Raw genomic sequence first — 25878 nt, 5'->3', positions numbered from 1 at the left:
GAAGGGCCGAGTGGCCGTGCCGCGAGGGCCCTTGACTGCTTCGCGGCCGTAGCCGCCGGACCGTCCTCATGGATGGGCGAACATCGCCGGGAGCGGCACTTGTTCGCTCGAATGGGTGATCCGTTTCACTCTGGGCGAGAGCCGGTGAGCGGTGCGTGATGGGGTCGGTAGCATCAAGCACCGGCCCGGAGGCGCCAGCCGACCGCCGGTCGACGCTGCCGGAGGTGCGCATGAGCGCAGAGGCCACCAACCACGCCGCTCTCGGCCGCAGGCGCGGCCGCCCCCGCATCGATCTGAGACGGCTCGGGCGCGCGGCGCTCAGCGGCCCCGGATCGCGCGACGGGCTGCCCGATGCCATCGACCACGTCGCGAAGGTGCACCGCGGGCACCACCCCGGCGCCGACCTCGACGTGCTGCGCCAGGCGTACGTACTCGCCGAGACCTCGCACCGCGGCCAGACGCGCAAGAGCGGCGAGCCATATATCACCCACCCGCTCGCCGTGACCCTCATCCTCGCCGAACTCGGCGCGGAGACCACGACCTTGACCGCCTCCCTGCTCCACGACACGGTCGAGGACACCGAGGTGACGCTCCATCAGGTGGGGGAGCAGTTCGGCGAGGAAGTGCGCTATCTGGTCGACGGCGTCACCAAACTGGAGAAGGTCGACTACGGCGCCGCGGCCGAGCCGGAGACATTCCGCAAGATGCTCGTCGCCACCGGCAACGACGTCCGCGTGATGTCCATCAAGCTCGCCGACCGGCTGCACAACATGCGCACTCTCGGCGTGATGCGCCCCGAGAAGCAGGCGCGCATCGCCAGGGTCACCCGCGACGTCCTCATCCCGCTCGCCGAACGGCTCGGCGTGCAGGCGCTCAAGACCGAGCTGGAGGACCTGGTCTTCGCGATCCTGCACCCCGAGGAGTACGCCCGCACCCGCGACCTGGTCACCGCCCACGCGGCCCGCGCCGACCCCCTGGAGGCCACCGCCGCCGGCCTGCGGACCGTGCTGCGCGAGGCGGGCATCGCGGCGGAAGTCCTCGTCCGGCCCCGGCACTTCGTCTCCGTGCACCGGGTGCTGCTCGGCCGCGGCCAGCTGAACGGCGCCGACTACGGGCGGGTGCTGGCCCTCGTGGCGGAGGACGCCGACTGCTACGCGGTGCTCGGCGAACTGCACACCTGCTTCACCCCGGTCATCTCGGAGTTCAAGGACTTCATCGCGGTACCGAAGTTCAACCTCTACCAGTCCCTGCACACCGCCGTCGCCGGCCCCGGCGGCGACGTCGCCGAAGTCCTCATCCGCACCCATCAGATGCACCGGGTCGCGGAGGCGGGGGTCATCGCCCTCGGCAACCCCTACGCCGCCGCCGAGGGGCCCGCCCGTCCGGTGCCGGACGGCGAGCGCGAGGACCCCACCCGCCCCGGCTGGCTCTCCCGCCTCCTCGACTGGCAGCGCGCCACCCCCGACCCCGACACCTTCTGGACCTCGCTCCGCGCCGACCTCGCGCAGGACCGCGAGGTCACCGTCTTCCGCGCGGACGGCGGCACGCTCGGCCTGCCGGCCGGCGCGAGCTGCGTGGACGCCGCGTACGCGCAGCACGGCGAGGCGGCCCACGCCTGCATCGGCGCCCGCGTCAACGGCCGCCTGGCGACGCTCAGTACGGTCCTGCGCGACGGCGACACCCTGCACCTGCTGATGTCCCGGGACGCGGCCTCCGGGCCCTCCCCGGACTGGCTGGAGCACGCCCGTACGCCCGCCGCGCGGATCGCCATCGCACGCTGGCTGGCCGCCCACCCGGTGCCGGAACCGGTCGCTCCGCGTGTGCCGTCCGTACGGCCCGGCGGACGGCGGTCCAGGCCGGCCGCCGAGAGCGAGGGCCGCTCCGCCGACGGGGAGTGGCGGCCGGGGAGCCACCCCGCCGCCGTCACCGCCCGGCGGAACGCGACCGTGCGGCTGGCGGGGTGCTGCACGCCCGTACCGCCGGACGAGATCACCGGCTTCGCCGTCCGCGGCGGCGTCGTCACCGTGCACCGCGCCCACTGCCCGGCCGTCGGCCGCATGGCCGCGACCGGGCGCCCCTCCGTCGGCGTGCGCTGGGCCGGAGCGCGGGGCGAGGAAGCCCACGGCTACCGCGTCACCCTCCTCGCCGAGTCCTTCAGCCGCCCGCATCTGCTCGCCGACCTCACCGAGGCCATCGCGGCGGCGGGCGCGGCCGTCGTCTCGGCCGCCGTCGAGGCGCCCCATGAACAGCGGGTACGCCATACGTACACGCTCCAACTGCCCGCCGCGGCACAGCTCCCGGAGCTGATGCGCGCGATGCGCCGGGTGGCCGGGGTCTACGACGTGACGCGCGCGGGACGGCAGGTGGCGGCCGTCGGACCGTAGCGGTGCGGGGCCCCGCCGCATCGCTACCGGCGGCACCGCGCCCCGCCCGGCACGCTCGTACGGGTGGGATCCTGTCGCGCCGCCCACGGCCCCGGCCCGCGCGCTGGTACCGGTTGACCCATGCCGCACACCGCCGGGGAACGCGCCCCGAAACCGCCGGGGGTCCGCGCCCCGGCGCGCCGTACCGCCCGTACGCTCCTCACCGCGGTCGCCATGGCCGCCCTCGTCGCGGCCGCGACGCCGTCCTCCGAGACCCCGCGAGGGATCGGAGACCGGCTCTTCCCCGCGCTCGGCAACCCCGGTTACGACGTCACCGCCTACGACATCGCCTTCGACTACCACGGCAACGACCGGCCGCTGGACGCCGTCACCACCGTCGACGCCCGCGCCACCGACCGGCTGCACACCCTCAACCTGGACTTCACGCACGGCACCGTGCGCTCCGTCGACGTCGACGGCAGCCCCGCCCGCTTCGCCTCCGCCGGCGAGGACCTCGTCGTGACCCCCGCCCGCCCGGTGCGGCCGGGCGAACACCTGCGCATCACCGTCCGGCACACCAGCGATCCGCGCGACGGCGCCGGCGGCTGGGTCCGCACCCGCGACGGGCTGGTCATGGCCAACCAGGCCGACGCCGCCCACCAGGTCTTCCCCTGCAACGACCACCCCTTCGACAAGGCGTTCTTCACCTTCCACGTCACCGCCCCCAAGGACCTCACGGTCGTCGCGAACGGGCTGCCGGCCGGCCGTACGAGCCGGGGCGCGGACACCACCTGGACGTACACGTCGGCGCACCCCGTCGCCACCGAGCTCACCCAGGTCTCCATCGGCCGCTCGGCCGTCCTGCGCCGCACGGGACCGCACGGACTGCCCGTACGGGACGTGGTGCCCGCCGCCGACCGGAAGCGGCTCGAAAAGCGGCTGGCGAGGACGACGGAACAGCTCGCGTGGCTGGAGGGGAAGGTGGGGCGGTACCCCTTCGAGACGTACGGGCTGCTGATCGCCGACGCGACCACCGGTTTCGAGCTGGAGACGCAGACGCTGTCCCTCTTCGAGCGCCGGCTGTTCACGAACCCCGCGTACCCCGCCTGGTACGTCGACTCGCTCATGGTCCACGAGCTGGCGCACCAGTGGTTCGGCGACAGCGTCAGCCCGCGCCGCTGGTCCGACCTCTGGCTCAACGAATCCCACGCCACCTGGTACGAGGCGCTGTACGCCCAGGAGAAGGCCGGGAAGCCGCTCGCCGCCCGGATGCGCGCCGCGTACGCCAAGTCGGACACCTGGCGCGCCGCGGGCGGCCCGCCCGCCGCCCCCAAGGGCCCCGACCACGGCAAGAAGATCAGCATCTTCCGTCCGGTCGTCTACGACGGCGGCGCGCTCGTCCTCTTCGCGCTGCGCGAGGAGATCGGCGCCCCCGCCTTCGCCAATCTGGAGCGGGCCTGGGTCGCGCTGCACCGCGACTCCGACGCCTCCACGGCCGACTTCGTCGCCCTCGCCTCCCAGGTCGCGGGGCGCGACCTCGGCCAGTTCCTGCACCCCTGGCTGTACGGGCCGAAGACCCCTCCCATGCCCGGCCACCCGGACTGGAAGGCCGCCCGGAAACCCGCGTGACGCTCCCGGCCCGGCATGGGACCATCGATGACGTCGGCGAGGCGGCCGGTCCGGGGAATCTCCCGGGCCTCCCGCGCGTTGCCGCAGATGAGAGTTCCCAACACGTAAAGGATCAAATGACCTCCTCTTCTTCCCTTCCGCAGGACCGGCAAGACCGGCAGGACGCGCCGGACCGGCAGAGCCTCCCGGAGAGCCTTCGGGCCGACGCCCTGATGGAAGAGGACGTCGCCTGGAGCCAAGAGATCGACGGAGAGCGCGACGGCGACCAGTACGACCGCTCCGAGCGGGCGGCGCTGCGCCGCGTCGCGGGACTGTCCACCGAGCTGGAGGACGTCACCGAGGTCGAGTACCGGCAGCTGCGCCTGGAGCGCGTCGTGCTGGTCGGCGTCTGGACGTCGGGCACGGCACAGGACGCGGACAACTCCCTCGCGGAGCTGGCGGCCCTCGCCGAGACGGCGGGCGCGCTCGTGCTCGACGGCGTCGTACAGCGCCGCGACAAGCCCGACCCGGCCACGTACATCGGCTCGGGCAAGGCCCGTGAGCTGCGTGACATCGTGCTCGAAAGCGGGGCGGACACCGTCGTGTGCGACGGTGAGCTGAGCCCCGGCCAGCTCATCCACCTCGAAGACGTCGTCAAGGTCAAGGTGGTCGACCGTACCGCCCTGATCCTCGACATCTTCGCCCAGCACGCCAAGTCCCGGGAGGGCAAGGCACAGGTCGCGCTCGCCCAGATGCAGTACATGCTGCCCAGGCTGCGCGGCTGGGGCCAGTCGCTGTCCCGGCAGATGGGCGGCGGCGGCTCGGCGGGCTCCGGCGGCGGCATGGCCACCCGCGGTCCCGGTGAGACGAAGATCGAGACCGACCGGCGCCGCATCCGCGAGAAGATGGCGAAGATGCGCCGGGAGATCGCGGACATGAAGACCGGCCGCGACATCAAGCGGCAGGAGCGGCGGCGCCACAAGGTGCCGTCCGTCGCCATCGCCGGTTACACCAACGCGGGCAAGTCCTCGCTGCTCAACCGGCTGACGGGCGCGGGCGTCCTGGTGGAGAACTCGCTGTTCGCCACGTTGGACCCGACCGTGCGCCGGGCCGAGACGCCCGGCGGGCGGCTCTACACGCTGGCCGACACCGTCGGCTTCGTACGGCATCTGCCGCACCACCTCGTCGAGGCGTTCCGCTCCACGATGGAGGAGGTCGGCGACTCCGACCTCATCCTGCACGTGGTGGACGGCTCGCACCCCGCGCCGGACGAGCAGCTGGCCGCCGTGCGCGAGGTGATCCGCGAGGTGGGCGCGGTGGACGTGCCCGAGATCGTAGTGATCAACAAGGCGGACGCGGCCGACCCGGTCGCGCTCCAGCGGCTGCTGCGCATCGAGAAGCACGCCATCGCGGTCTCCGCGCGCACGGGCGAGGGCATGGAGCGGTTGCTCGCGCTCATCGACGACCAGCTGCCGAGGCCCGAGGTCGAGATCGAGGCGCTCGTGCCGTACACGCAGGGCGGTCTGATCGCGCGGGCGCACGCCGACGGCGAGGTCATCTCCGAGGAGCACACGGAGTCCGGCACGCTGCTCAAGGCGCGGGTCCACGAGGAGCTCGCGGCCGATCTCCAGCCGTACGTGCCTGCTTCCGCCTAGGAGCGCCCGGTCCGTTCACGAGAGGAGCCCGGTCCCCAACGGTGTTGGGGACCGGGCTCCTTCGTCTTCGTCACGGCACGTCACGGCACGGCCCGCGGAGCGGTCAGCGGTTCGCGAACTTGTTGCTGATCGCGTCGTAGATGCCCTTCGCCTCGGGGCCGAGGTGCGGACCGGCCAGCCAGGTGCTCGTGGCCGGGCCGATCGAGGTGTTGGAGACCAGCGCCAGCTTGCCGTCCGCGCCCTTCGCGAACCAGCCGCCGCCGGACGAGCCGCCCGTCATGGTGCAGCCGATGCGGTACATCGTCGGCTGCTGGGCCCGCAGGGCGAGCCGGCCCGGCTTGTCGACGCAGTCGTACATCTTCTGGCCGTCGAACGGCGCCGCCGCCGGGTAGCCCCAGGCGCCCATGCTCGCGATCTCCGGCACCTTCGGGGCGTCGAAGTCCACCGGGAGCGCCGCGCCGACCGTTTCCTCAAGCGACTTGCCGGTGCCGTTCTCCTGCTTCACGTGCAGCACCGAGAAGTCGTACGGCGCCCCCGCGCCGCCGGACTCCGCGCCCTGCGCGATCCACTGCGAGGAGGTCTGCGCCCAGTTCGCCCACCACACGCCGTACGGAGCGACGTCCTGCACCGGCGCGCCGTTCAGCTGCGAGGCCGGCAGGCCCTTGTTGTTGTATGCGGGGACGAAGGCGATGTTGCGGTACCAGCCGCCCTTCTTGCCCGCGTGCACGCAGTGACCCGCCGTCCACACCATGTTGGACTTGCCGGGGTGCGCCGGGTCCTTCACGACCGTCGCCGAGCAGACCATGTGGCCCTGGGGGCTGTCGAAGAAGATCTTGCCGACCGGGGCCGCGTTGCGGGTGTACGGCAGGCCGACGGCCTTGGCCTTGACCGGCTGGGGCTCGGCGTCGGTGACGCCCTGGTCGTCGGAGAAGTCCTTCGTGCCGAGCGTCTTGTCGCTGGTGTGCGCGTCCTTCATCGTCTCGGGCTTCCAGTGCCCCTTGATGATCGGGTTGACGAAGTCCCGCGCCTCGCGCAGCCAGTCGTCCTTGCTCCAGTTCTTCCAGGCTCCGTTCTTCCACTTGTCCAGGTCCTGGAGGGACGTCGGCAGGTCCTTGGGCAGCTTGAAACCGTCGTCACCGGACTCGTCGCCCTTGTCTCCCGTGCCGGTCGACGCGGAGGCACTGCCGCTGCCTGCGGCCTTGTCGTCGGACGGGCCGCAGGCGGTGGCGGTCAGCGCGAGTACGGCGGCCAGCGCGGCCGAGGCCAGTACTGGGCGGCGGATGGATGACATGGAGTGGGCTCCCCGTGTTGTTCTTTTTGATCTGTTGTTCTGCTGGTCTGTTGTTCTGCTGGTCCGTGCGATCGGGCTGATCTGGTGCGTGATGTGAACTTGTCATGCCGAGTCCGGCACGTCCGTCCCGGCATCAGGACAGCGGGCCCCAACTATGCCGGTGCGGTGGGAGACGGTCGCGGGCGGGTCCGTGGTTCCGCGCCGCCAAGGATCTTGCTCCGGGCCGTGATCCGTGGCCCGCGCCGTCGTTGGTACATACGGGGGACAGCCGACCGGCGTTCAGCAGCAGGTTCAGCAGCAGGAGGACACAGAGTCGTGGCCTTTACCCAGCTCCCGGTGACGCAACCGCCCGCGGCCCAAGAAGGAGCCCACGAATCCATCCTGCGGCGCCAGTCGTCACGGGAGTCCGCGGCGCGTACGTACGCCCGCTCGCTGCCCATCGTGCCGGTGCGCGCACGGGGCCTGACGATCGAGGGCGCGGACGGCCGCCGGTATCTCGACTGCCTCTCCGGCGCGGGGTCGCTGGCGCTCGGCCACAACCACCCCGTGGTCCTGGAGGCCATCCGCGGCGTGCTCGACTCGGGGGCGCCGCTGCACGTACTGGACCTGGCCACCCCGGTGAAGGACGCCTTCACCAGCGAACTGTTCACCACCCTGCCGCGCGGGCTGGCCGACTCCGCGCGCATCCAGTTCTGCGGACCGGCCGGCACGGACGCGGTCGAGGCCGCGCTCAAGCTCGTACGGACCGCCACCGGACGCGACGGACTGCTCGCCTTCTCCGGCGCGTACCACGGCATGACGGCCGGGGCGCTCGCCGTCTCCGGGGGAGCGCACAGCGCGCGAGTGACCCGGCTGCCCTATCCGCAGGACTACCGCTGCCCGTTCGGTACCGGCGGCGAGCAGGGGGCGCGGCTGGCGGCGCGCTGGACCGAATCCCTCCTGGACGACCCCAAGAGCGGGGTACGCACCCCCGCCGGGATGATCGTCGAACCCGTGCAGGGCGAGGGCGGGGTGATCCCGGCCCCCGACGGCTGGCTGCGCCGGATGCGGGAGATCACCGCGGACCGGGGGATCCCGCTCATCGCCGACGAGGTCCAGACGGGGGTCGGGCGTACGGGGGCGTTCTGGGCGGTCGAACACAGTGGTGTCGTACCCGATGTGATGGTCCTGTCCAAAGCCATCGGCGGCAGCCTTCCGCTCGCGGTCATCGTCTACCGCGAGGAACTCGACACCTGGCAGCCCGGTGACCACGCCGGCACCTTCCGCGGCAACCAGCTCGCCATGGCGGCGGGCACGGCGACCCTGAAGTACGTGCGCGAGAACGGACTCGCCGAGCGCGCCGCCCGGCTCGGCGAGCGGATGACGGCCCGGCTGCGCCGGCTGGGCGAGGAGTACGAGCGGGTCGGCGACGTGCGGGGCAAGGGGCTGATGATCGGCGTCGAATTCGTCGATCCGGGCGGGCACGGTGGCCGGGACGGGGGTGGCAGTGCGGACGGCGTACGCCCTCATCCCGCCGATCCCGTGCTCGCCGCGGCGGTCCAGCGGGAGTGCCTGCGCCGCGGGCTCATCGTCGAGCTCGGCGGCCGCCACTCCAGCGTGGTCCGCCTGCTGCCCCCGCTCACCATCAGCGACGAACAGGCGGAAGCGGTGCTCGACCGGCTCGCCGACGCCATCGCCTCGGCTCAGCGCTCCGCGCGGAGCGCTCCCTCAACGGCAGGGGACGTCCCCGCACCGAGGGGCACGCCCGGCGAGGACATGGGCCGCTTCCCGGGCTGACCGTTTCCGGGCCGATGCGGCGCAGTGGCACGACGGAGCAGTGGCACGAGGATCAGTGGCGCGACAGGGCAGCACGACAGACCAGCAAGCCGCAGCAGCCGTAACAGCCGTAACAGCAAACCCTTACAGCACATCGTGAACATCAGATGTGAACAACAGACGTGACGACCAAACGTGACGACCAGACATAACGACATCGCGAGGCAGAACTCAGTGAACGCATCTCCCGGAAACGGTGCGTCCGCCGCCGTGGCCCCGTCGGTACCGCGACAGGGCCGCCGCCCCGATGCGGCGGCCCCGGAGCGCCGCAACACCGCATCGGCCGACCCGCTCGAACACCCCGATCCGCACGGTGCCGCCGATGCCGCCGCGGTCGAGAACCTCCTCCGCTGCTGGGTACGCGAGAACGGCACCGCGCGCCCGGACTGCGACACCCTGGACCTGCCGCTCACCGCGAGCGGCACCGCGCTGCACGTGCCTGTGCGGTACTGGTCGGCGACCGGCTGGCACCGCTTCGGGCCGGCCGTACTCAAGGGCAGCCCGGCCGGAGCCCCGGCCGTCGACGCTGTCACCGTGGCCGCGCTGCTCGGCCGCGAGGCCGCGCACCGCGCTGTGCTGGAGGGCCGCGCCCCCGCCACCGAGGGCTCCGAACTCGTCGGACGCGTCGCCGACTCCACCCGTCGCACCGCGGAGTTCATCATGGAGCGGCGAGCGGCCCCCGCCGACCCGCCGACGGGTGACCTCTTCCTCACCGCCGAGCAATCGCTCCTCCTCGGCCACCCCCTGCACCCGACGCCCAAGAGCCGCGAGGGACTCTCCGACACCGAAGCCCGCCTCTACTCACCGGAACTGCGCGGCTCCTTCCCCCTGCACTGGCTGGCCGTGCACCGCTCCGTCCTCGCCTCCGACTCCGCCTGGACCGAGCGCGGCCGGGCCGTCGCCGCCGCCCACCTCACCGCCCGGCTGGCCGGGCCGGGACTCGAACTTCCCCCCGAGAGCGCCGCCCTGCCACTCCACCCGTGGCAGGTCCGCGAGGTCCGCAACCGCCCCGCCGTCGCCGAACTCCTCGACGCGGGGCTGCTGCGCGACCTCGGACCGCACGGCGACCCCTGGCACCCCACCTCGTCCGTACGTACCGTGTACCGGCCCGGCGCCGTCGCGATGCTGAAGCTCTCGCTCGGGCTGCGCATCACCAACTCCCGCCGGGAGAACCTCCGCAAGGAACTGCGGCGCGGTGTCGAGGTCCACCGGCTGCTCCGCTGCGGCGTCGCGGCGCGGTGGCGGTCGGCCTGCCTCGCCGGGCCCGGCTTCGACATCGTCCGCGACCCCGCCTGGCTCGCGGTGGACTCGCTCGACGGCGAGGCCCTGCCCGGCCTCGACGCCGTCATCCGGCACAACCCCTTCGGGCCCGGCGACGACGCCGTGTGCGTGGCCGGGCTCGCCTCGCCCCGCCCCTGGCCCGGCCTGCCGGACCCCTCGGCCATGCGCTCCCGGCTCGCCTTCATCGTCGCCCGGCTCGTCGCGCGTACCGGCAGACCCGCGGGCGCCGTCGCCGCCGAGTGGTTCCTGCGGTATCTGGAAACGGTCGTACGGCCGGTGCTCTGGCTCGACGGCGAGGCCGGGATCGCCCTGGAGGCGCACCAGCAGAACACCCTCGTCCTCCTCGACCGCGACGGCTGGCCGGCCGGCGGCCGCTACCGCGACAACCAGGGCTACTACTTCCGCGAGTCCCGCCGAGCGGAGCTGGAGCGCAGGCTGCCCGGCATCGGCGGCAGGAGCGACACCTTCGTGGCCGACGACGTCGCCGACGAACGCTTCGCCTACTACCTCGGCATCAACAACGTCCTCGGCCTGATCGGCGCCTTCGGCGCGCAGCGCCTCGCCGACGAGCAGATCCTGCTGGCCGGCTTCCGCCGCTTCCTGCGCGACGTGGCCGCCGGCCCCGCCGCCATCCGCTCGCCGCTGCCCGCCCTCCTCCTGGAGACCCCCGACCTGCGCTGCAAGGCCAATCTGCTGACCCGGCTGCGCGGGCTCGACGAGCTGGTGGGCCCGGTCGACACCCAGTCCGTCTACGTCACCATCGCCAACCCTCTTGTCACTCCGGCCCCTTCGGCCGCATCGGGAGCGACGGCCATGCATCTCTCCGCACCTGACGCGCCCCCTTCGCCCTCTGCATCCCCTGTGCCCACCGCCACCTCCGTCACTTCTGTCACCCCCGCTACGTCCGGCGCATCCGTTCCGCCTGTCGCGGGCTGACCCGGGAGCCCCTGCGCACCGGCATACGCCCTTGAGCCCGGTCCACCTCGAAAGGAGAGCGCCGCCGTGCAGCAGCCCACCGACTCAAGCACCGGCACCACTACCGATCCCGATGCCGACGACACCATCGATCTGAACCTGTCCGAGGAACTCGCCGCGGCCTTCATCACCCCCGAGTGCCCCGACGCCGGAGAGCCCCTTCCGCCTCCGGGCAGCCCTGACCTTCTCGACGGGCTCGCCGCTTGGGGGCCCGTCGGCACCGACGCGGGCCCTTTCCAGCTCGTCCCCGTACGCCTCGAACGCGACCTGCGCCTCCTCGCCGACTGGATGAACGACCCGGCCGTCGCCGCCTTCTGGGACCTCGCGGGCCCCGCCGAGACCACCGCGGCCCATGTCCGCGCCCAGCTGGACGGCGACGGCCGCAGCGTGCCCTGCCTCGGCGTGCTCGCCGGGGCGCCCATGAGCTACTGGGAGGTGTACCGCGCCGACCTCGACCCGATCGCCCGCTACTACCCGGCCAGACCGCACGACACCGGCCTCCACCTGCTCATCGGCGCGGTCGCCCAACGCGGCCGTGGACTCGGCACCACCCTGCTACGGGCCGTGGCCGACCACATCCTGGGCCACCGGCCCTCCTGCGGCCGGATCATCGCCGAACCGGACCTCCGCAACACCCCCTCCGTCGCCGCCTTCCTCAGCGCGGGCTTCCGCTTCTCCGCCGAACTGGACCTCCCCGGCAAACGTGCGGCCCTGATGATCCGCGACCGCTCCCTGTGCGACGTCCTGTGAACCCATACCCAGCCCCCACGAGGGCCCCGCGACTCATATATCCGCCTGGCGCGCCCAGGTTCCGCACCCGAGGAGTCCCGTCTTGCCTCCTTCACCCCGTCCCCCGCAGTCAGCCTGGCACCACGCGTCACGCGAACTCCTCGCCAAGCTCCTCGCCGAACTGAGCTACGAAGGCGTCCTCACCCCCGAGCCGGACGGCGAGCCCCAAGACGGCGCGGCCGCCTACCGGCTCCCCGTGACCGACCAGGTCACCTACCGCTTCCGCGCGCGCCGCGGCGCATACGGACACTGGCGGGTGGAGCCGGACTCGATCACCCCGCAAGGCGACGCGCTCCAATTCCTCGCCGACGCCCACGACACCGTGCTCGACCTCACCGGCGACACCACCGGCCACCTCGTCCGCGAGCTCACCGCCACCCTCGCCGCAGACGTCCGACTGCGCACCACCGCCCTCTCCGCACCGGCCCTCGCCGATCTGGGCTACGCCGACCTCGAAGGCCACCAGACCGGCCACCCCTGGCTCATCGCCAACAAAGGGCGCTTCGGCTTCTCGGCCTCCGACGCCGCCCGCTGGACGCCGGAGGCCCGTGTACCCCAGCGCCTGCCGTGGCTCGCCGTCCACCGCGACCTCGCCCGCTACCGAGGCATCCCCGCCCTCGCCACCCCCGATCTCCTCTACCGCGAAGAACTCGAACCCGGCACCCGCGCCGTTTTCGCCCGCACCATCTCCGACCAGGGCCGCGACCCCGCTGACTACCTCTGGCTCCCCGTCCACCCCTGGCAGTGGGACGAGACCATCGCGCCCCTCTTCGCACCGCATCTCGCCGACGCCAGCATCATCCCCCTCCCCACTGACAATGACCTCCGGCTGCCGCAGCAGTCGATCCGCACCTTCCTCAACACCAGCCGCCCGCACGCCCGTACGGTCAAGCTCCCGCTGTCCATCCTCAACACCCTCGTCTGGCGCGGACTGCCCACCGAACGCACCCTCGCCGCACCCGCCGTGACCGCCTGGGTGCACTCCCTCCGCGACGCCGACGAGTTCCTCCGCGACGAGACCCGCGTGATCCTCCTCGGCGAGACGGCCTCCGTCACCGTCGAGCACCCCCTCTACGACCGGCTCCCCGGCGTCCCGTACCAGTACAAGGAGCTGCTCGGCTGCATCTGGCGCGAGCCCCTCATGCCTCAGCTCGCACCGGGCGAGCGGGCCCGTACCCTCGCGGCCCTGCTGCACACCGACGCAGGCGGGCGCGCCGTCACCGCCGAGCTGGTCCACCGCTCCGGGCTGCCCCCGGCCGTCTGGCTGCGGCGCCTGTTCGCCGCCCTGCTGCCGCCGCTGCTGCGGTTCCTCTACCGCTACGGCACCGTTTTCTCCCCGCACGGCGAGAACGCCATCGTCGTCTTCGACGACAACGACGTCCCCGTCCGCCTCGCGGTCAAGGATTTCGTCGACGACGTCAACATCAGCGCCCAGCCGCTGCCCGAGCACGAGGACATGCCGGCCGACGTCCGCGCGGTGCTGCTCACGGAACCGCCCGCCTTTCTCACCCAGTTCATCCACGCGGGTCTGTTCGTAGGCGTATTCCGCTATCTCGCGCCGCTCTGCGCCGACCAATTGGGCGTACCCGAAGCCGAGTTCTGGACGCTCGTACGGGCCGAGATCCTGCGCCACCACGAGCGCTTCCCCGAGGGCAAGGAACGCTATGAGACCTTCGACCTGCTGACGCCCCGCATCGCGCGGCTCTGCCTCAACCGCAACCGGCTCCATCTCGACGGATACCGCGACCGCCCGAAACGCCCGCACGCGGCCGTGCACGGAACCGTCTCGAACCCGCTCCACGCACCATGATCACCACCCCCGGTACGAGGGCCGCGTGGACGGCGATGTCAGTGCCGCGTCGTAGGGTGTCAGGGCTATGACGACGAAGCCCTCCCTCCCCGATCTGCTGCACGCCGCCGTCACCGCCGTAGGCGGTACGGAGCGCCCCGGACAGGTCACCATGGCCGAAGCCGTCGCCGAGGCCGTGGACGACAACGCCCACCTGCTGGTGCAGGCCGGCACCGGCACCGGCAAGTCCCTCGGCTATCTGGTGCCGGCCCTCGCGCACGGCGAACGCGTGGTGGTCGCCACCGCGACGCTCGCCCTCCAGCGGCAGCTCGTCGAGCGGGACCTGCCCCGCACGGTCGACTCGCTGCACCCGCTGCTGCGCCGCCGCCCCGAGTTCGCGATGCTCAAGGGCCGCTCGAACTACATGTGCCTGCACCGGCTCCACGAGGGGGTGCCGCAGGAGGAGGAAGAGGGGCTCTTCGACCCGTTCGAGTCGGCCACCCCGACCAGCAAGCTCGGCAAGGACCTGCTGCGGCTGCGCGACTGGTCCTCGGACACCGAGACCGGCGACCGCGACGACCTCACCCCGGGCGTCTCCGACCGCGCCTGGTCGCAGGTCTCCGTCACCTCACGCGAGTGCCTCGGCGCCAGCAAGTGCGCGTACGGCGCGGAGTGCTTCGCCGAGGCCGCCCGGGAGCGCGCCAAGCTCGCCGACGTCGTCGTCACCAACCACGCGCTCCTCGCCATCGACGCCATCGAGGGCGCGCCGGTGCTGCCCAGCCACGAGGTGCTGATCGTCGACGAGGCCCACGAGCTGGTCTCCCGGGTCACCGGCGTCGCCACCGGCGAGCTCACCCCGGGCCAGGTCAACCGGGCCGTCCGGCGCGCCGCCAAGCTCGTCAACGAGAAGGCCGCCGACGCTCTGCAGACGGCCGCGGAGACCTTCGAGCGCCTCATGGAGCTCGCTCTGCCGGGCCGCCTGGAAGAGATCCCCGAGGACCTGGGCTACGCCCTGATGTCGCTGCGCGACGCCGCGCGCACGGTGATCTCGGCGATCGGCGCCACCAAGGACAAGTCGGTCCAGGACGAGGACGCCGTGCGCAAGCAGGCGCTCGCCGCCGTGGAGAGCGTCCACACGGTCGCCGAGCGGATCGTGGAGGGCTCCGAGTACGACGTCGTCTGGTACGAGCGCCACGACCGGTTCGGCGCCTCCCTGCGGGTGGCTCCGCTCTCGGTCTCCGGGCTGCTGCGGGAGAAGCTCTTCAGCGAGCGCTCCGTGGTGCTCACCTCCGCCACGCTCAAGCTCGGTGGCGACTTCAACGGGGTCGGCGCGTCGCTGGGTCTGGCCCCCGAGGGCACCGGAGGCGACGACGTGCCGCAGTGGAAGGGCATCGACGTCGGGTCGCCCTTCGACTACCCCAAGCAGGGCATCCTCTACGTCGCCAGGCATCTCTCCCAGCCCGGCCGGGAGGGCGGCCGCACCGACATGCTCGATGAGCTGGCCGAGCTGGTGGAGGCCGCCGGGGGCCGGACGCTGGGCCTGTTCTCCTCGATGCGGGCCGCTCAGGGCGCGGCGGAGGCGATGCGGGGCCGGCTCGACATGCCGATTCTGCTCCAGGGCGAGGAGACGCTGGGCGAGCTGATCCGGACCTTCGCCAACGACGCTCGTACGTGCCTGTTCGGCACCCTGTCGCTCTGGCAGGGCGTCGACGTCCCCGGTGTGAACTGCCAGCTGGTCGTCATGGACCGGGTGCCCTTCCCGCGCCCCGACGACCCGTTGATGAGCGCCCGGCAGAAGGCGGTGGAGGAGGCGGGCGGCAACGGCTTCATGGCGGTCGCCGCGACCCATGCGGCGCTGCTGATGGCGCAGGGGGCCGGCCGGCTCGTACGGGCTTCCGGGGACCGGGGAGTGGTGGCGGTGCTCGACCCTCGGCTGTCCACGGCCCGCTACGGCAGCTTCCTGCGGGCCTCCATGCCGGACTTCTGGTACACGACGGACCGTAATCAGGCACGCCGCTCACTGGCGGCCATCGACGCCGCCGCGAGGGCGGCGGACGTGCCGCAGGAGGCGGGGGAGTAGCCCCGCCATGGGCCCGCCACCGAAGCCCGTCAGCGGCCTGCCGCAAGTCCCGTCAGCGGCCTGCCGCAAGGCCGCGTCACAGGGCCCCGGAACCGGCGCAGTGGTTCCGGGGCCGGTCTCTCGGTGCGCCCTCACACCCGCCGCAGTACCGCGACCACCTTGCCCAAAATGGTCGCCTCATCGCCGGGGATCGGCTGATAGGCGGCGTTGTGCGGGAGCAGCCACACGTGGTTGTCCTCGCGCTTGAAGCGCTTGACCGTGGCCTCGCCGTCCAGCATGGCGGCCACGATGTCGCCGTTCTCCGCGACCGGCTGGCGGCGCACGGTCACCCAGTCGCCGTCGCAGATCGCGGCCTCGACCATGGAGTCGCCGACCACCTTGAGGACGAACAGCTCGCCGTCGCCCACCAGTTGGCGGGGGAGCGGGAAGACGTCCTCGACGGACTCCTCGGCCAGGATCGGGCCGCCCGCCGCGATCCGGCCGACCAGCGGCACGTACGACGCGGCCGGCTTGCCGGTGGTGTCGGTGGGCTGGCTGCTCGGCTGGTCCGAGCCGCGCACCTCGTATGCGCGCGGACGGTGCGGGTCGCGGCGCAGGAAGCCCTTGCGCTCCAGGGCCATGAGCTGGTGGGCCACGGAGGAGGTGCTCGACAGCCCGACCGCCTGGCCGATCTCGCGCATGGACGGTGGGTAGCCGCGGCGCTGGACGGAGTCCCGGATGACCTCGATCACGCGGCGCTGCCGGTCCGTGAGCCCCGAGCTGTCGGCCCTGATTCCGGGAGGCCGGCCGGGTAGCGAGCGGGTGGGCTTCTGACCCTCGGGATTCATGGTCCCCTCGTTCAGCGGATACGCCGTATCGAGTCGGCTCTGGGAGCGGTCCTGGGCGGTGATGGTCGCGCTGCCTGCGGTGGTGGTCACGTCGGCCCCTCTCGAAATGTTCTCCCTAGTTGGACAACGGTAGTAGCTTTCGAAAGGTTGCGCCAAACACACGTTCGAGTGAAATTTGGCAAATTGGCTGACGTGATCACGGGAATGGGTGTACGGCCATGTGGTAATTCACCCCAAGGCGGTACTCTTCGCCGCGAAACTCGTAACCCGGGGTGGAAGCGATCAGTCCGGGCGTCCGAACCGGCGGCGGCGAGTCCCGCCGCGTCGGGCCCCAGTGTGGCACCCTCGCCCCCGTGGAGCCGTGACCGGGTGGCTTCCCGTACTCTCTTGGATGCCGCCGAGGCGCGACACGCGCCGGGCGCAGTTGACTGCCAGACACCAGATCTAGTGGTTTGATGAGCGTCAGCCACCTACAAGTTGTGGTCCCCGGTCAATCTTGGTCGAGGGCATCACCTATGCTTGGGGCTGCTTCGGGGGATCCGTACGGACCCGCCGGAGCCCTTGGTCGTGCACCGTTTTCGAGGGTGAGGAGGGTTAGAGAGCCATGCACTGCCCCTTCTGCAGGCACCCCGACAGCCGCGTCGTCGACAGTCGGACCACGGATGACGGCTGCTCGATCCGCAGGCGTCGTCAGTGCCCGGACTGCTCCCGCAGGTTTACGACCGTGGAGACCGCGTCACTGATGGTGATCAAGCGGAGCGGGGTCACCGAGCCTTTCAGCCGCAATAAGGTCATCTCCGGAGTCCGCAAGGCGTGCCAGGGGCGGCCGGTCACCGAGGACGCCCTGGCCCAGCTCGGCCAGCGAGTCGAAGAGGCGGTCCGCGCCACCGGCAGCGCGGAGCTGTCCACCCATGACGTGGGACTCGCCATACTCGGCCCGCTCAAGGACCTCGACCTCGTCGCGTACCTTCGGTTCGCATCCGTGTATCAGGCTTTCGAATCGCTTGAGGACTTCGAGTCCGCGGTCGCCGAACTCCGTGAGCAGCGGTCCGGCACGGACGCGGGCGGGCCCGCAGGGGACCTGGACGTCCCCGCGCCCGCCGCGGCCGCCGACTGAGCGGCCACCAAACAGACCTGTCCGGGGCGCGCCGCGCTCCCGGGCGAAAGACAGACACCGCGCCACGGAAGAAATAGGCGCATTAGGGCGTTTTGCCCGTACAGGGAGGCGGAATGACAGAGACGGCGAGTGGCCCGGCACGTGGCTCCCGTTCCAAGGGAACCAAGGCGAGCAAGGGTCTGCGTATCGAGCGCATCCACACCACCCCCGGCGTGCACCCGTACGACGAGGTGGTCTGGGTACGCCGTGACGTCGTCATGACCAACTGGCGCGACGGCTCGATCAACTTCGAGCAGCGTGGCGTCGAGTTCCCCGACTCCTGGTCGGTGAACGCGGTCAACATCGTCACCAGCAAGTACTTCCGCGGCGCGGTCGGCTCACCCGACCGCGAGGCCAGCCTGAAGCAGCTCATCGACCGCGTGGTGCGCACGTACCGCGAGGCCGGCGAGCAGCATGGCTACTTCGCTTCCCCCGCGGACGCCGAGATCTTCGATCACGAGCTGACCTATGCGCTGCTGCACCAGGTCTTCAGCTTCAACTCGCCGGTCTGGTTCAACGTCGGCACCAAGCAGCCGCAGCAGGTCTCCGCCTGCTTCATCCTCTCCGTCGACGACTCGATGGATTCGATCCTCGACTGGTACAAGGAAGAGGGGATGATCTTCAAGGGCGGTTCTGGCGCCGGCCTGAACCTCTCCCGCATCCGCTCCTCCAAGGAGCTGCTCTCCTCCGGCGGCAATGCCTCCGGCCCGGTCTCCTTCATGCGCGGCGCCGATGCCTCCGCGGGAACGATCAAGTCGGGCGGCGCCACCCGCCGCGCGGCCAAGATGGTCGTGCTCGATGTCGACCACCCCGACGTCGAGGCCTTCATCGAGACCAAGGTGAAGGAGGAGGAGAAGGTCCGCGCGCTGCGCGACGCCGGCTTCGACATGGACCTGGGCGGCGACGACATCACGTCCGTCCAGTACCAGAACGCCAACAACTCGGTCCGCGTGAACGACGAGTTCATGAAGGCCGTGGAGGCCGGCTCGAAGTTCGGCCTGCGGGGCCGCATGGACAACGAGGTCATCGAGGAGGTCGACGCCAAGTCGCTCTTCCGCAAGATGGCCGAGGCGGCCTGGGCCTGCGCCGACCCGGGCATCCAGTACGACGACACCATCAACCACTGGCACACCTCGCCGGAGTCGGGCCGCATCACCGCGTCCAACCCCTGCAGCGAGTACATGCACCTGGACAACTCCTCGTGCAACCTCGCCTCGCTCAACCTCATGAAGTTCCTGCGCGACGACGACCAGGGCAACCAGTCGTTCGACGCCGAGCGCTTCGCCAAGGTCGTCGAGCTGGTCATCACCGCGATGGACATCTCCATCTGCTTCGCCGACTTCCCGACCGAGAAGATCGGCGAGACCACCCGCGCCTTCCGCCAGCTGGGCATCGGCTACGCCAACCTCGGCGCCCTGCTCATGGCCACCGGCCACGCGTACGACTCCGACGGCGGCCGTGCCCTGGCCGGCGCCATCACCTCGCTGATGACCGGTACCTCGTACAAGCGCTCCGCCGAGCTCGCCGCGGTCGTCGGCGCCTACGACGGCTACGCCCGCAACGCCGACGCCCACAAGCGCGTCATGAAGCAGCACGCGGACGCCAACGGCGTCGCCACGCGCGTGGACGACCTGGACACCCCGGTGTGGGCCGCGGCCACCGAGTCGTGGCAGGACGTCATCCGGCTGGGTGAGAAGAACGGCTTCCGCAACGCGCAGGCATCCGTGCTCGCGCCGACCGGCACCATCGGCCTGATGATGGACTGCGACACCACGGGCGTCGAGCCGGACCTGGCCCTGGTCAAGTTCAAGAAGCTCGTCGGCGGCGGCTCCATGCAGATCGTGAACAACACGGTCCCCAAGGCGCTCAAGCGGCTCGGCTACGCACCGGAGCAGGTCGAGGCGATCGTCGCCCACATCGCCGAGAACGGCAATGTCGTCGACGCCCCCGGCCTGGACCCGGCCCACTACGAGGTCTTCGACTGCGCCATGGGCGATCGGTCGATCTCGGCCATGGGCCACGTGCGGATGATGGCGGCGGCGCAGCCGTTCCTGTCCGGCGCGATCTCCAAGACCGTCAACGTCCCCGAGGCGGCCACTGTCGAGGAGATCGAAGAGGTCTACTACGAGGGCTGGAAGCTCGGCCTCAAGGCTCTGGCGATCTACCGCGACAACTGCAAGGTCGGCCAGCCGCTCTCCGCCAAGAAGAAGGAGGAGGTCAAGGCCGAGGCCCCCGTCGCGGAGAAGGTCGTCGAGTACCGCCCGGTCCGCAAGCGCCTCCCGAAGGGCCGTCCCGGCATCACCACCTCCTTCACGGTCGGCGGCGCCGAGGGCTACATGACTGCCAATTCCTACCCGGACGACGGGCTGGGCGAGGTCTTCCTGAAGATGTCCAAGCAGGGTTCGACCCTGGCGGGCATGATGGACGCCTTCTCGATCGCCGTCTCGGTGGGCCTGCAGTACGGCGTCCCGCTGGAGACCTACGTCTCCAAGTTCACCAACATGCGCTTCGAGCCGGCCGGCATGACGGACGACCCGGACGTGCGGATGGCGCAGTCGATCGTCGACTACATCTTCCGCCGCCTGGCGCTGGACTTCCTGCCCTTCGAGACGCGCTCCGCGCTCGGCATCCACTCCGCCGGTGAGCGCCAGCGCCACCTGGAGACGGGTTCGTACGAGCCGAACGACGACGAGATGGACGCGGAGGGCCTGGCCCAGTCCGTGCCCCGGCCCGTCGAGGCCGCCAAGGGTGCGACGCCCGCCTCCGAGGTCGTCGAGGTCACCGCGGCCCCGGCCCCGAAGCAGGCGCACAACAGCACCGAACTGGTGGAGATGCAGCTCGGCCTCAACGCCGATGCTCCGCTCTGCTTCTCCTGCGGCACCAAGATGCGCCGCGCGGGCAGCTGCTACCTCTGCGAGGGCTGCGGCTCGACCAGCGGTTGCAGCTGATTCGCGGCCGCGTCGGGTGATACACCGCCCGATGTGACGCGTGATGATGGGTAAGGGGCGTCGGCTATAGCCGACGCCCCTTACCCATGGCCGAACTCACGGCCGGGCCGCCGCTTACACTCCTGCGATGACTACCGAACGGATCGATCCGCCCCTGGTGGGCGGCGAGCGGGAGACGCTGCGCGCCTACCTCGACTTCCACCGCGCGACCCTCGCCATGAAGTGCGACGGCCTCGGGGACGAGGACCTGCGCCGCCGGTCCATGCCCCCGTCGACGCTCTCCCTGCTCGGACTGGTGCGGCATATGGCCGAGGTGGAGCGCACATGGTTCCGCCGTGTGATCAACAAGGAGGACATCCCCTTCGTCTGGTCCGCCGAGGGCGACTACCAGGAGGCGTACGACGCGAGCGCGGCCACGCGGACGGAGGCGTTCGGTGCCTGGCAGACGGAGGTCGAGCACGCGCGGCGAATCGAACGGGAGGCGGAATCACTCGACATCACCGGCTATCAGCCCCGGTGGAGCGAGCATGTGTCGCTGCGGCTGGTGATGCTGCACCTGATACATGAGTACGCCCGGCACAATGGTCACGCCGATTTCTTGCGCGAGGGAATCGACGGGGTTACGGGGGCTTAAGAGTTCAAACGCTGAAGGCTGAGAGCTCTGGGGCTCGGGAAGGTCGAAGGCGGTGGGTCGACGGTTCGGCCGGACTGATCGGACCGGCCGCGCCGTCGCCACATTCTCCCAGGTCAGCGCCGCGATCAGGAGCTGCTGCCGCCCATTTTCGCGGCAAAGGATGTCGGGTCGGCGTCGAATCCGCGGACGGACTCGTTGAATTTCCACTTCCCCGCAGCGTCCCGGTTGAATTCGGCCACCGTCGAGGCGGTCGATTCGGAGACGGCGGAGAAATCGTTTTCCGCCAGCACTGTATATCCCTCAAGGATCTTTATTTCGGTGTTCGTGATTTCGCCGAACGCCTTCCGGCCGTCGCGCTGCTGAATGGCCACGCCCACGACCACCCGCGTGTACGCGGGCGCCAATCGGTTGAGCTCTAACGTCATGACCTCATCGGAGCCGAAGCCCTGACCGGTCCGGCTGTCCCGGTTGAGGGTGATCGTGCCGTCCGGCGACCGGCTGTCGAAGTGCACGAGGTACGCGGGTTCGCCGTGCGGGGCGTCGCCGGAGTAGGTGGCGGCGATGATGTCGAGGTCGTTGGCGGGGGAGCCGGAGGGGCTCGGGTCCCATTTCAGCGTCACCTTGACCTTCTCGAAGCCTTTGTTGAGGCCGCTCATTGGTCTTCCCTTCTTCGTAACTTCCCGGGGCCCAGCGCTGGTTGACCATGTTGCCACCCCTGCTGCGGCGGGGGGCCCGTAAGGCTTCGGCGCCCCAAGGCGTGATACGGGCCACTGTCAGCGCCGTACGATGGCGCCGTGCTGGTCAAGTGGATTCGCTGCACCGTGGTGGACCGCCGCGGTTTCGAGCGAGGGCAGCGGAAATGGGCGGGGTTGCTCGGCGAACCGGGGTTCCGGGGCCAGGGTGGAGGTTGGAGCAAGGGGCGTCCGCACGTGGCGCATCTCTTCGGGTTCTGGGAGAGCCGGTCGTTCTACGACTCCTTCATGGCGCGCTCGCACGACAGGCTCGCGGCCGCTCAGGCAGGTACGTACAAAGACATCCAAGTCAGGCTGTTCGAGCATCAGTTCGATGTGAAAGTCGGCTTTCGGCCGCACTTCGCGGACGCGGACGTGGTGCGCGTCGCCCACTGCCGCGTCCGCGAGGAACGGCTGGATCACTTCACCCTGATGCAGGAAAAGGTATGGAACCCGGCGATGGCCGGCTCACCGGGCATGCTGCGCGGATCGTTCGGCCGGGCCCCCGGCGGCGAGTTCCTGGTGCTGTCGATGTGGGACTCCCAGGCCGAACACGGCAAATACCGCACGGACCGGGTCGAGCGGCTCGCGTCAAGGGCGCAGATCGAGGCGGACATGACGGCGATAGCCGGGGACGTGGTCGCCATCGAACCCTCCTGGACCGTGTGACGGAACCCCCTCGCGACACCTGTACGCCGACGGCATGAGGCAGGCCGCCGCCACTCGATCTAGGCTGGAGTGCATGGCACGGCCCCGGCGCATAGTCCTCATCCGGCACGGAGAATCGGAGGGGAATGTCGATGACACGGTGTACGAACGAGAACCCGATCACGCCCTGAGCCTGACGGAGGCCGGGCGCAAGCAGGCCGAGGAGGCCGGTACAGGGCTCCGCGCGGCCTTCGGTGACGAACGCGTCTCCGCCTACGTCTCGCCCTACCGACGCACCCACCAGACCTTCCAGGCGCTGCGCCTCGACGCCTCCCGGGTCCGGGTCCGCGAGGAACCGCGGCTGCGAGAGCAGGACTGGGGAAACTGGCAGGACCGCGACGACGTGCGCAAACAGAAGGCGTACCGCGACGCGTACGGGCACTTCTTCTACCGCTTCGCCCAGGGTGAGTCCGGCGCCGACGTGTACGACCGGGTCGGGGCCTTCCTGGAGAGCCTGTGGCGCAGCTTCGAGGACCCCTCCCACCCGCCGAACGTCCTGCTCGTCACGCACGGGCTGACCATGCGCCTCTTCTGCATGCGCTGGCTCCACTGGAGCGTCGCGGAATTCGAGTCCCTGTCGAACCCCGGCAACGCCGAGTCCCGCGCCCTGCTCCTCGGCGCCGACGGCCGCTACCACCTCGACCGCCCGTTCGAGCACTGGTGCACCCCGGAGCCGTACGGCATCGCGGGTTAGAGTCGCTGCGATGACCGCTGACCGTTTCTCCCGCTCCCTCGCCAGCCTCCGCGGGCTGACCGTGGGCGACGCCCTCGGCTCCCAGTTCTTCGTGCCGGCCAACTACCCGTCCCTCAAGCGCCGCGAGCTGCCGCCCGCCCCCTGGCAGTGGACCGACGACACCGAGATGGCCTGCTCGGTGGTGGCCGTCCTGTTCGAGCACGGACGCGTCGACCAGGACGCCCTGGCCCGCTCCTTCGCCGTCCACCACGACTTCGACCGCGGCTACGGTCCCGCGGTGAACCGGATGCTGCGCCTGGTCCGCGAAGGCGGAGACTGGCGCGAACTCGCCGCCGGCCTCTTCCAGGGGCAGGGCTCCTGGGGCAACGGCGCGGCCATGCGGATCGCCCCGCTGGGCGCCTGGTACGCGGACGATCCGGAACAGGCGACGCACCAAGCGGAAATCTCGGCCTACACCACACACCAGCACCGCGAGGCCGTGGCCGGGGCGATGGCCGTAGCCGCCGCGGCCTCCCTGGCCGCCGCTCCCGAGCCGCCGAGCCCGGGCGACCTGCTGGACTCGGTGGTCGCGCTCGTACCGCGCAGCGCCGTCCAGGCAGGGCTGCGCCGGGCCCGCGGCATGCTCGACTACGGCGACGCGAGCACCGTGGCCGCGGTGCTCGGCTGCGGCCGTCGCACCAGCGCACACGACACCGTGCCCTTCGCCCTGTGGGCCGCGGCCCGCAATCTCGATTCCTTCGAGACGGCGTTCTGGACCACCGCCCAGGTGGGCGGGGACGTGGACACCACCTGCGCCATCGTCGGCGGAGTGGTCGCGGCGGGGGAGCGGGGCGCCCCGCCGGTCGAGTGGCAGGAGCGTGCGGAGCCGCTGCCCGACTGGCTCCCGGCCGCGGAAAACTGACCACCCGAGCCCGCGAACGCGTCGATCGAGACACGGTCCCGCACCCCGTCTCGGCGTCCGACCGGTACCGGGGGCGGACACAGCGGCTCAGGGGGCGTACGCTTGCTCGCGCCATGCCGTACGAACCGCCCACCCACAGCGTCGAGCGCTCGCTCCGTGCCACCACCGGAGCCAAGACCGTCGCCGGAGTCGACGAAGTCGGACGCGGGGCCTGGGCCGGCCCCGTCACCGTGTGCGCCGCCGTCACCGGACTGCGCCGCGCCCCGACCGGGCTCACCGACTCCAAACTGCTGACCCCCAAGCGCCGTACCGCGCTCGCCGGGGAGCTGCGGACGTGGGTGACCGCGCACGCGCTCGGCCACTCCTCCCCGCAGGAGATCGACGAGTTGGGCATGACGGCGGCCCTCAGGCTGGCCGCCGCGCGAGCCCTGGAGGCCCTGCCGGTACGGCCCGACGCGGTGATCCTCGACGGCAAGCACGACTACCTCGGAGCGCCCTGGCGCGTGCGTACGGTCATCAAGGGCGACCAGTCCTGCATCGCCGTCGCTGCGGCCTCCGTGATCGCCAAGGTCACGCGGGACGCGATGATGGCCGAACTCGGCGTCGACCACGCGGATTTCGCCTTCGTCGACAACGCCGGATACCCGTCGCCGGTGCACCAAGCCGCCCTGGCGGAGCTGGGCCCGACTCCGCACCACCGATTGTCCTGGTCCTATCTGGATGCGCTGCCCCGATGGCAGCACCTAAAGCGGGCCCGCAGCGCCCCGAAAACTGCTGCTCTGGAGGCCAGCGGCCAGCTCGGATTCGATATCTGAGCGGCCCGACCGCCACCCGCCGACGCGACCCGCACCGGCGTTTGATTAACATCAGCCCATGCCTCTCATCCCCGAGGAGCCTCAGATTCACGAGAGTGTCCCGGGTCCCCGCGTTACTCCGGCCGCCGGCCGCACCGCGCCGACCCCCCGTCCTGTCCCTGGTCCTGGCCCCCGCCCGGCCCCGAAGCGGCCCGGTGTTCCGGGCCCGAGTCGGAGCTCGGCCACAGCCCCGTCCCAGCGCACCCCGCGCGATGCGGCGGTGACTCCTCAGGCGACCGCTCCGGCCGCCGAAGCCGCCACCGCCCCCCAGGCCACCGCGACCGCTGTGGCCGACACGGCCACCACGGCCGCTCCCGCGACGCCGCAGATCCAGCTGATTCCCGCCACCCCGGAGGGAGCTCTGGACGCGGCCGACGAAGCAGTCGACCTGCTGCTGGACTCCGGCCGGGCACCCGGCGAGATCCTGGTGCTCACCACCGGAGACCCGCACCCGTGGGCGGCACATGAGCTGTCCTTCGGCGAGGCCTCCTACTGGAAGCAGCACGACGCCGGTGACGATGTCTTCTACGCGGTCGCCGCCGCCGAACGGGCCCAGGCCCGCCCGGTCGTGGTGGTCGCCGTCAACGGCGGTGCGGACGAGGCCGTGTCCGGCTCGCTGCCGGCCGCGATGGCTCGCGCCGGTGTGCTGCTGATCATCTGCGGCGACCCGCAGCGCATCAACGCCGTGATCTCCACGACCGTCTAGCGCGCGGCAACCCGTATCAGCGGATCGTCGGTCGGCCGCCCCCGTACCAGGAGGCGGCCGGCCGACGCTTTCG

The 25878-nt window shown here is 71.2% G+C and carries 19 protein-coding genes; 16 read left to right on the top strand and 3 right to left on the bottom strand.

The genetic code is table 11. From position 1 onward, the window contains the following. Positions 1-230: 230 nt before the first annotated feature. The 3 genes from AC07AB_RS14285 (at position 231) to hflX (ending at position 5626) form a co-directional block, all read left to right on the top strand. The gene (locus AC07AB_RS14285) at positions 231-2384 is read left to right on the top strand and encodes a RelA/SpoT family protein (protein ID WP_478565310.1); all 2154 of its coding nucleotides are present in this window, start codon (positions 231-233) and stop codon (positions 2382-2384) included. Between the two features lie 120 nt (positions 2385-2504). Beyond that, the gene (locus AC07AB_RS14280; RefSeq protein WP_478565307.1) at positions 2505-3992 is read left to right on the top strand and encodes a M1 family metallopeptidase; all 1488 of its coding nucleotides are present in this window, start codon (positions 2505-2507) and stop codon (positions 3990-3992) included. Positions 3993-4108: 116 nt separating this feature from the next. Further along, a complete protein-coding gene (gene hflX / locus AC07AB_RS14275) occupies positions 4109-5626 on the top strand; it encodes a GTPase HflX (RefSeq protein WP_478565304.1) in 1518 nt (505 codons plus the stop codon). 103 nt (positions 5627-5729) lie between these two features. Here the strand turns inward: hflX and AC07AB_RS14270 are convergent, their stop codons facing one another. Then, a complete protein-coding gene (locus AC07AB_RS14270; protein ID WP_478565301.1) occupies positions 5730-6917 on the bottom strand; it encodes a trypsin-like serine peptidase in 1188 nt (395 codons plus the stop codon). Between the two features lie 315 nt (positions 6918-7232). On the opposite strand from AC07AB_RS14270, the gene AC07AB_RS14265 reads away from it, so the two are divergent. The 5 genes from AC07AB_RS14265 (at position 7233) to AC07AB_RS14245 (ending at position 15646) form a co-directional block, all read left to right on the top strand. Beyond that, on the top strand, positions 7233-8693 hold the full coding sequence (locus tag AC07AB_RS14265) for a diaminobutyrate--2-oxoglutarate transaminase family protein (RefSeq protein WP_478565298.1): 1461 nt from the start codon (positions 7233-7235) through the stop codon (positions 8691-8693). A gap of 213 nt (positions 8694-8906) precedes the next feature. Beyond that, positions 8907-10949 carry an IucA/IucC family protein gene (locus tag AC07AB_RS14260; RefSeq protein WP_478565295.1) on the top strand — a complete coding sequence of 681 codons (2043 nt, stop codon included), beginning with the start codon at positions 8907-8909 and terminating at the stop codon, positions 10947-10949. A 66-nt stretch (positions 10950-11015) separates the two neighbouring features. After that, positions 11016-11738, top strand: a complete 723-nt coding sequence (locus AC07AB_RS14255) for a GNAT family N-acetyltransferase (RefSeq protein WP_478565292.1) — start codon at positions 11016-11018, stop codon at positions 11736-11738. A gap of 82 nt (positions 11739-11820) precedes the next feature. Further along, a complete protein-coding gene (locus AC07AB_RS14250; protein WP_478565289.1) occupies positions 11821-13587 on the top strand; it encodes an IucA/IucC family protein in 1767 nt (588 codons plus the stop codon). Positions 13588-13654: 67 nt separating this feature from the next. After that, positions 13655-15646, top strand: a complete 1992-nt coding sequence (locus AC07AB_RS14245; RefSeq protein WP_478565286.1) for an ATP-dependent DNA helicase — start codon at positions 13655-13657, stop codon at positions 15644-15646. Between the two features lie 131 nt (positions 15647-15777). Here the strand turns inward: AC07AB_RS14245 and lexA are convergent, their stop codons facing one another. Continuing rightward, positions 15778-16563 (bottom strand): transcriptional repressor LexA, encoded by a 786-nt coding sequence (gene lexA, locus AC07AB_RS14240; RefSeq protein WP_363224437.1) that lies wholly within the window; start codon positions 16561-16563, stop codon positions 15778-15780. A 514-nt stretch (positions 16564-17077) separates the two neighbouring features. Here lexA and nrdR point away from each other — a divergent pair. From nrdR to AC07AB_RS14225, 3 genes are all read left to right on the top strand, one after another. Continuing rightward, entirely contained in the window at positions 17078-17590 is a 513-nt protein-coding gene (nrdR, locus tag AC07AB_RS14235; RefSeq protein ID WP_478565283.1) for a transcriptional regulator NrdR, read from the top strand. 113 nt (positions 17591-17703) lie between these two features. Further along, entirely contained in the window at positions 17704-20577 is a 2874-nt protein-coding gene (locus AC07AB_RS14230; protein ID WP_478565280.1) for a vitamin B12-dependent ribonucleotide reductase, read from the top strand. Between the two features lie 127 nt (positions 20578-20704). Continuing rightward, a complete protein-coding gene (locus tag AC07AB_RS14225; protein ID WP_478565277.1) occupies positions 20705-21211 on the top strand; it encodes a DinB family protein in 507 nt (168 codons plus the stop codon). A gap of 125 nt (positions 21212-21336) precedes the next feature. Here the strand turns inward: AC07AB_RS14225 and AC07AB_RS14220 are convergent, their stop codons facing one another. Next, on the bottom strand, positions 21337-21867 hold the full coding sequence (locus AC07AB_RS14220) for a TerD family protein (protein WP_478565274.1): 531 nt from the start codon (positions 21865-21867) through the stop codon (positions 21337-21339). Between the two features lie 138 nt (positions 21868-22005). Here AC07AB_RS14220 and AC07AB_RS14215 point away from each other — a divergent pair, with 138 nt between their 5' ends. The 5 genes from AC07AB_RS14215 to AC07AB_RS14195 all read left to right on the top strand — a co-directional run bounded on the left by AC07AB_RS14215 (position 22006) and on the right by AC07AB_RS14195 (position 25805). Then, entirely contained in the window at positions 22006-22611 is a 606-nt protein-coding gene (locus AC07AB_RS14215; protein WP_478565271.1) for a YdbC family protein, read from the top strand. 73 nt (positions 22612-22684) lie between these two features. After that, on the top strand, positions 22685-23344 hold the full coding sequence (locus tag AC07AB_RS14210) for a histidine phosphatase family protein (protein WP_478565268.1): 660 nt from the start codon (positions 22685-22687) through the stop codon (positions 23342-23344). 10 nt (positions 23345-23354) lie between these two features. Continuing rightward, positions 23355-24245: an ADP-ribosylglycohydrolase family protein gene (locus AC07AB_RS14205; RefSeq protein WP_478565265.1), complete on the top strand. Its 891-nt coding sequence runs from the start codon at positions 23355-23357 to the stop codon at positions 24243-24245. Between the two features lie 113 nt (positions 24246-24358). Next, the gene (locus AC07AB_RS14200) at positions 24359-25060 is read left to right on the top strand and encodes a ribonuclease HII (protein ID WP_478565262.1); all 702 of its coding nucleotides are present in this window, start codon (positions 24359-24361) and stop codon (positions 25058-25060) included. A 58-nt stretch (positions 25061-25118) separates the two neighbouring features. Then, the gene (locus AC07AB_RS14195) at positions 25119-25805 is read left to right on the top strand and encodes a hypothetical protein (protein ID WP_478565259.1); all 687 of its coding nucleotides are present in this window, start codon (positions 25119-25121) and stop codon (positions 25803-25805) included. Positions 25806-25878: the final 73 nt, after the last annotated feature.

It is taken from the genome of Streptomyces sp. NPDC044033 (genome assembly GCF_056434425.1).
Note: the sequence above shows the minus strand (reverse complement) of the source record. Positions and strands in the feature narration are given on the sequence as shown.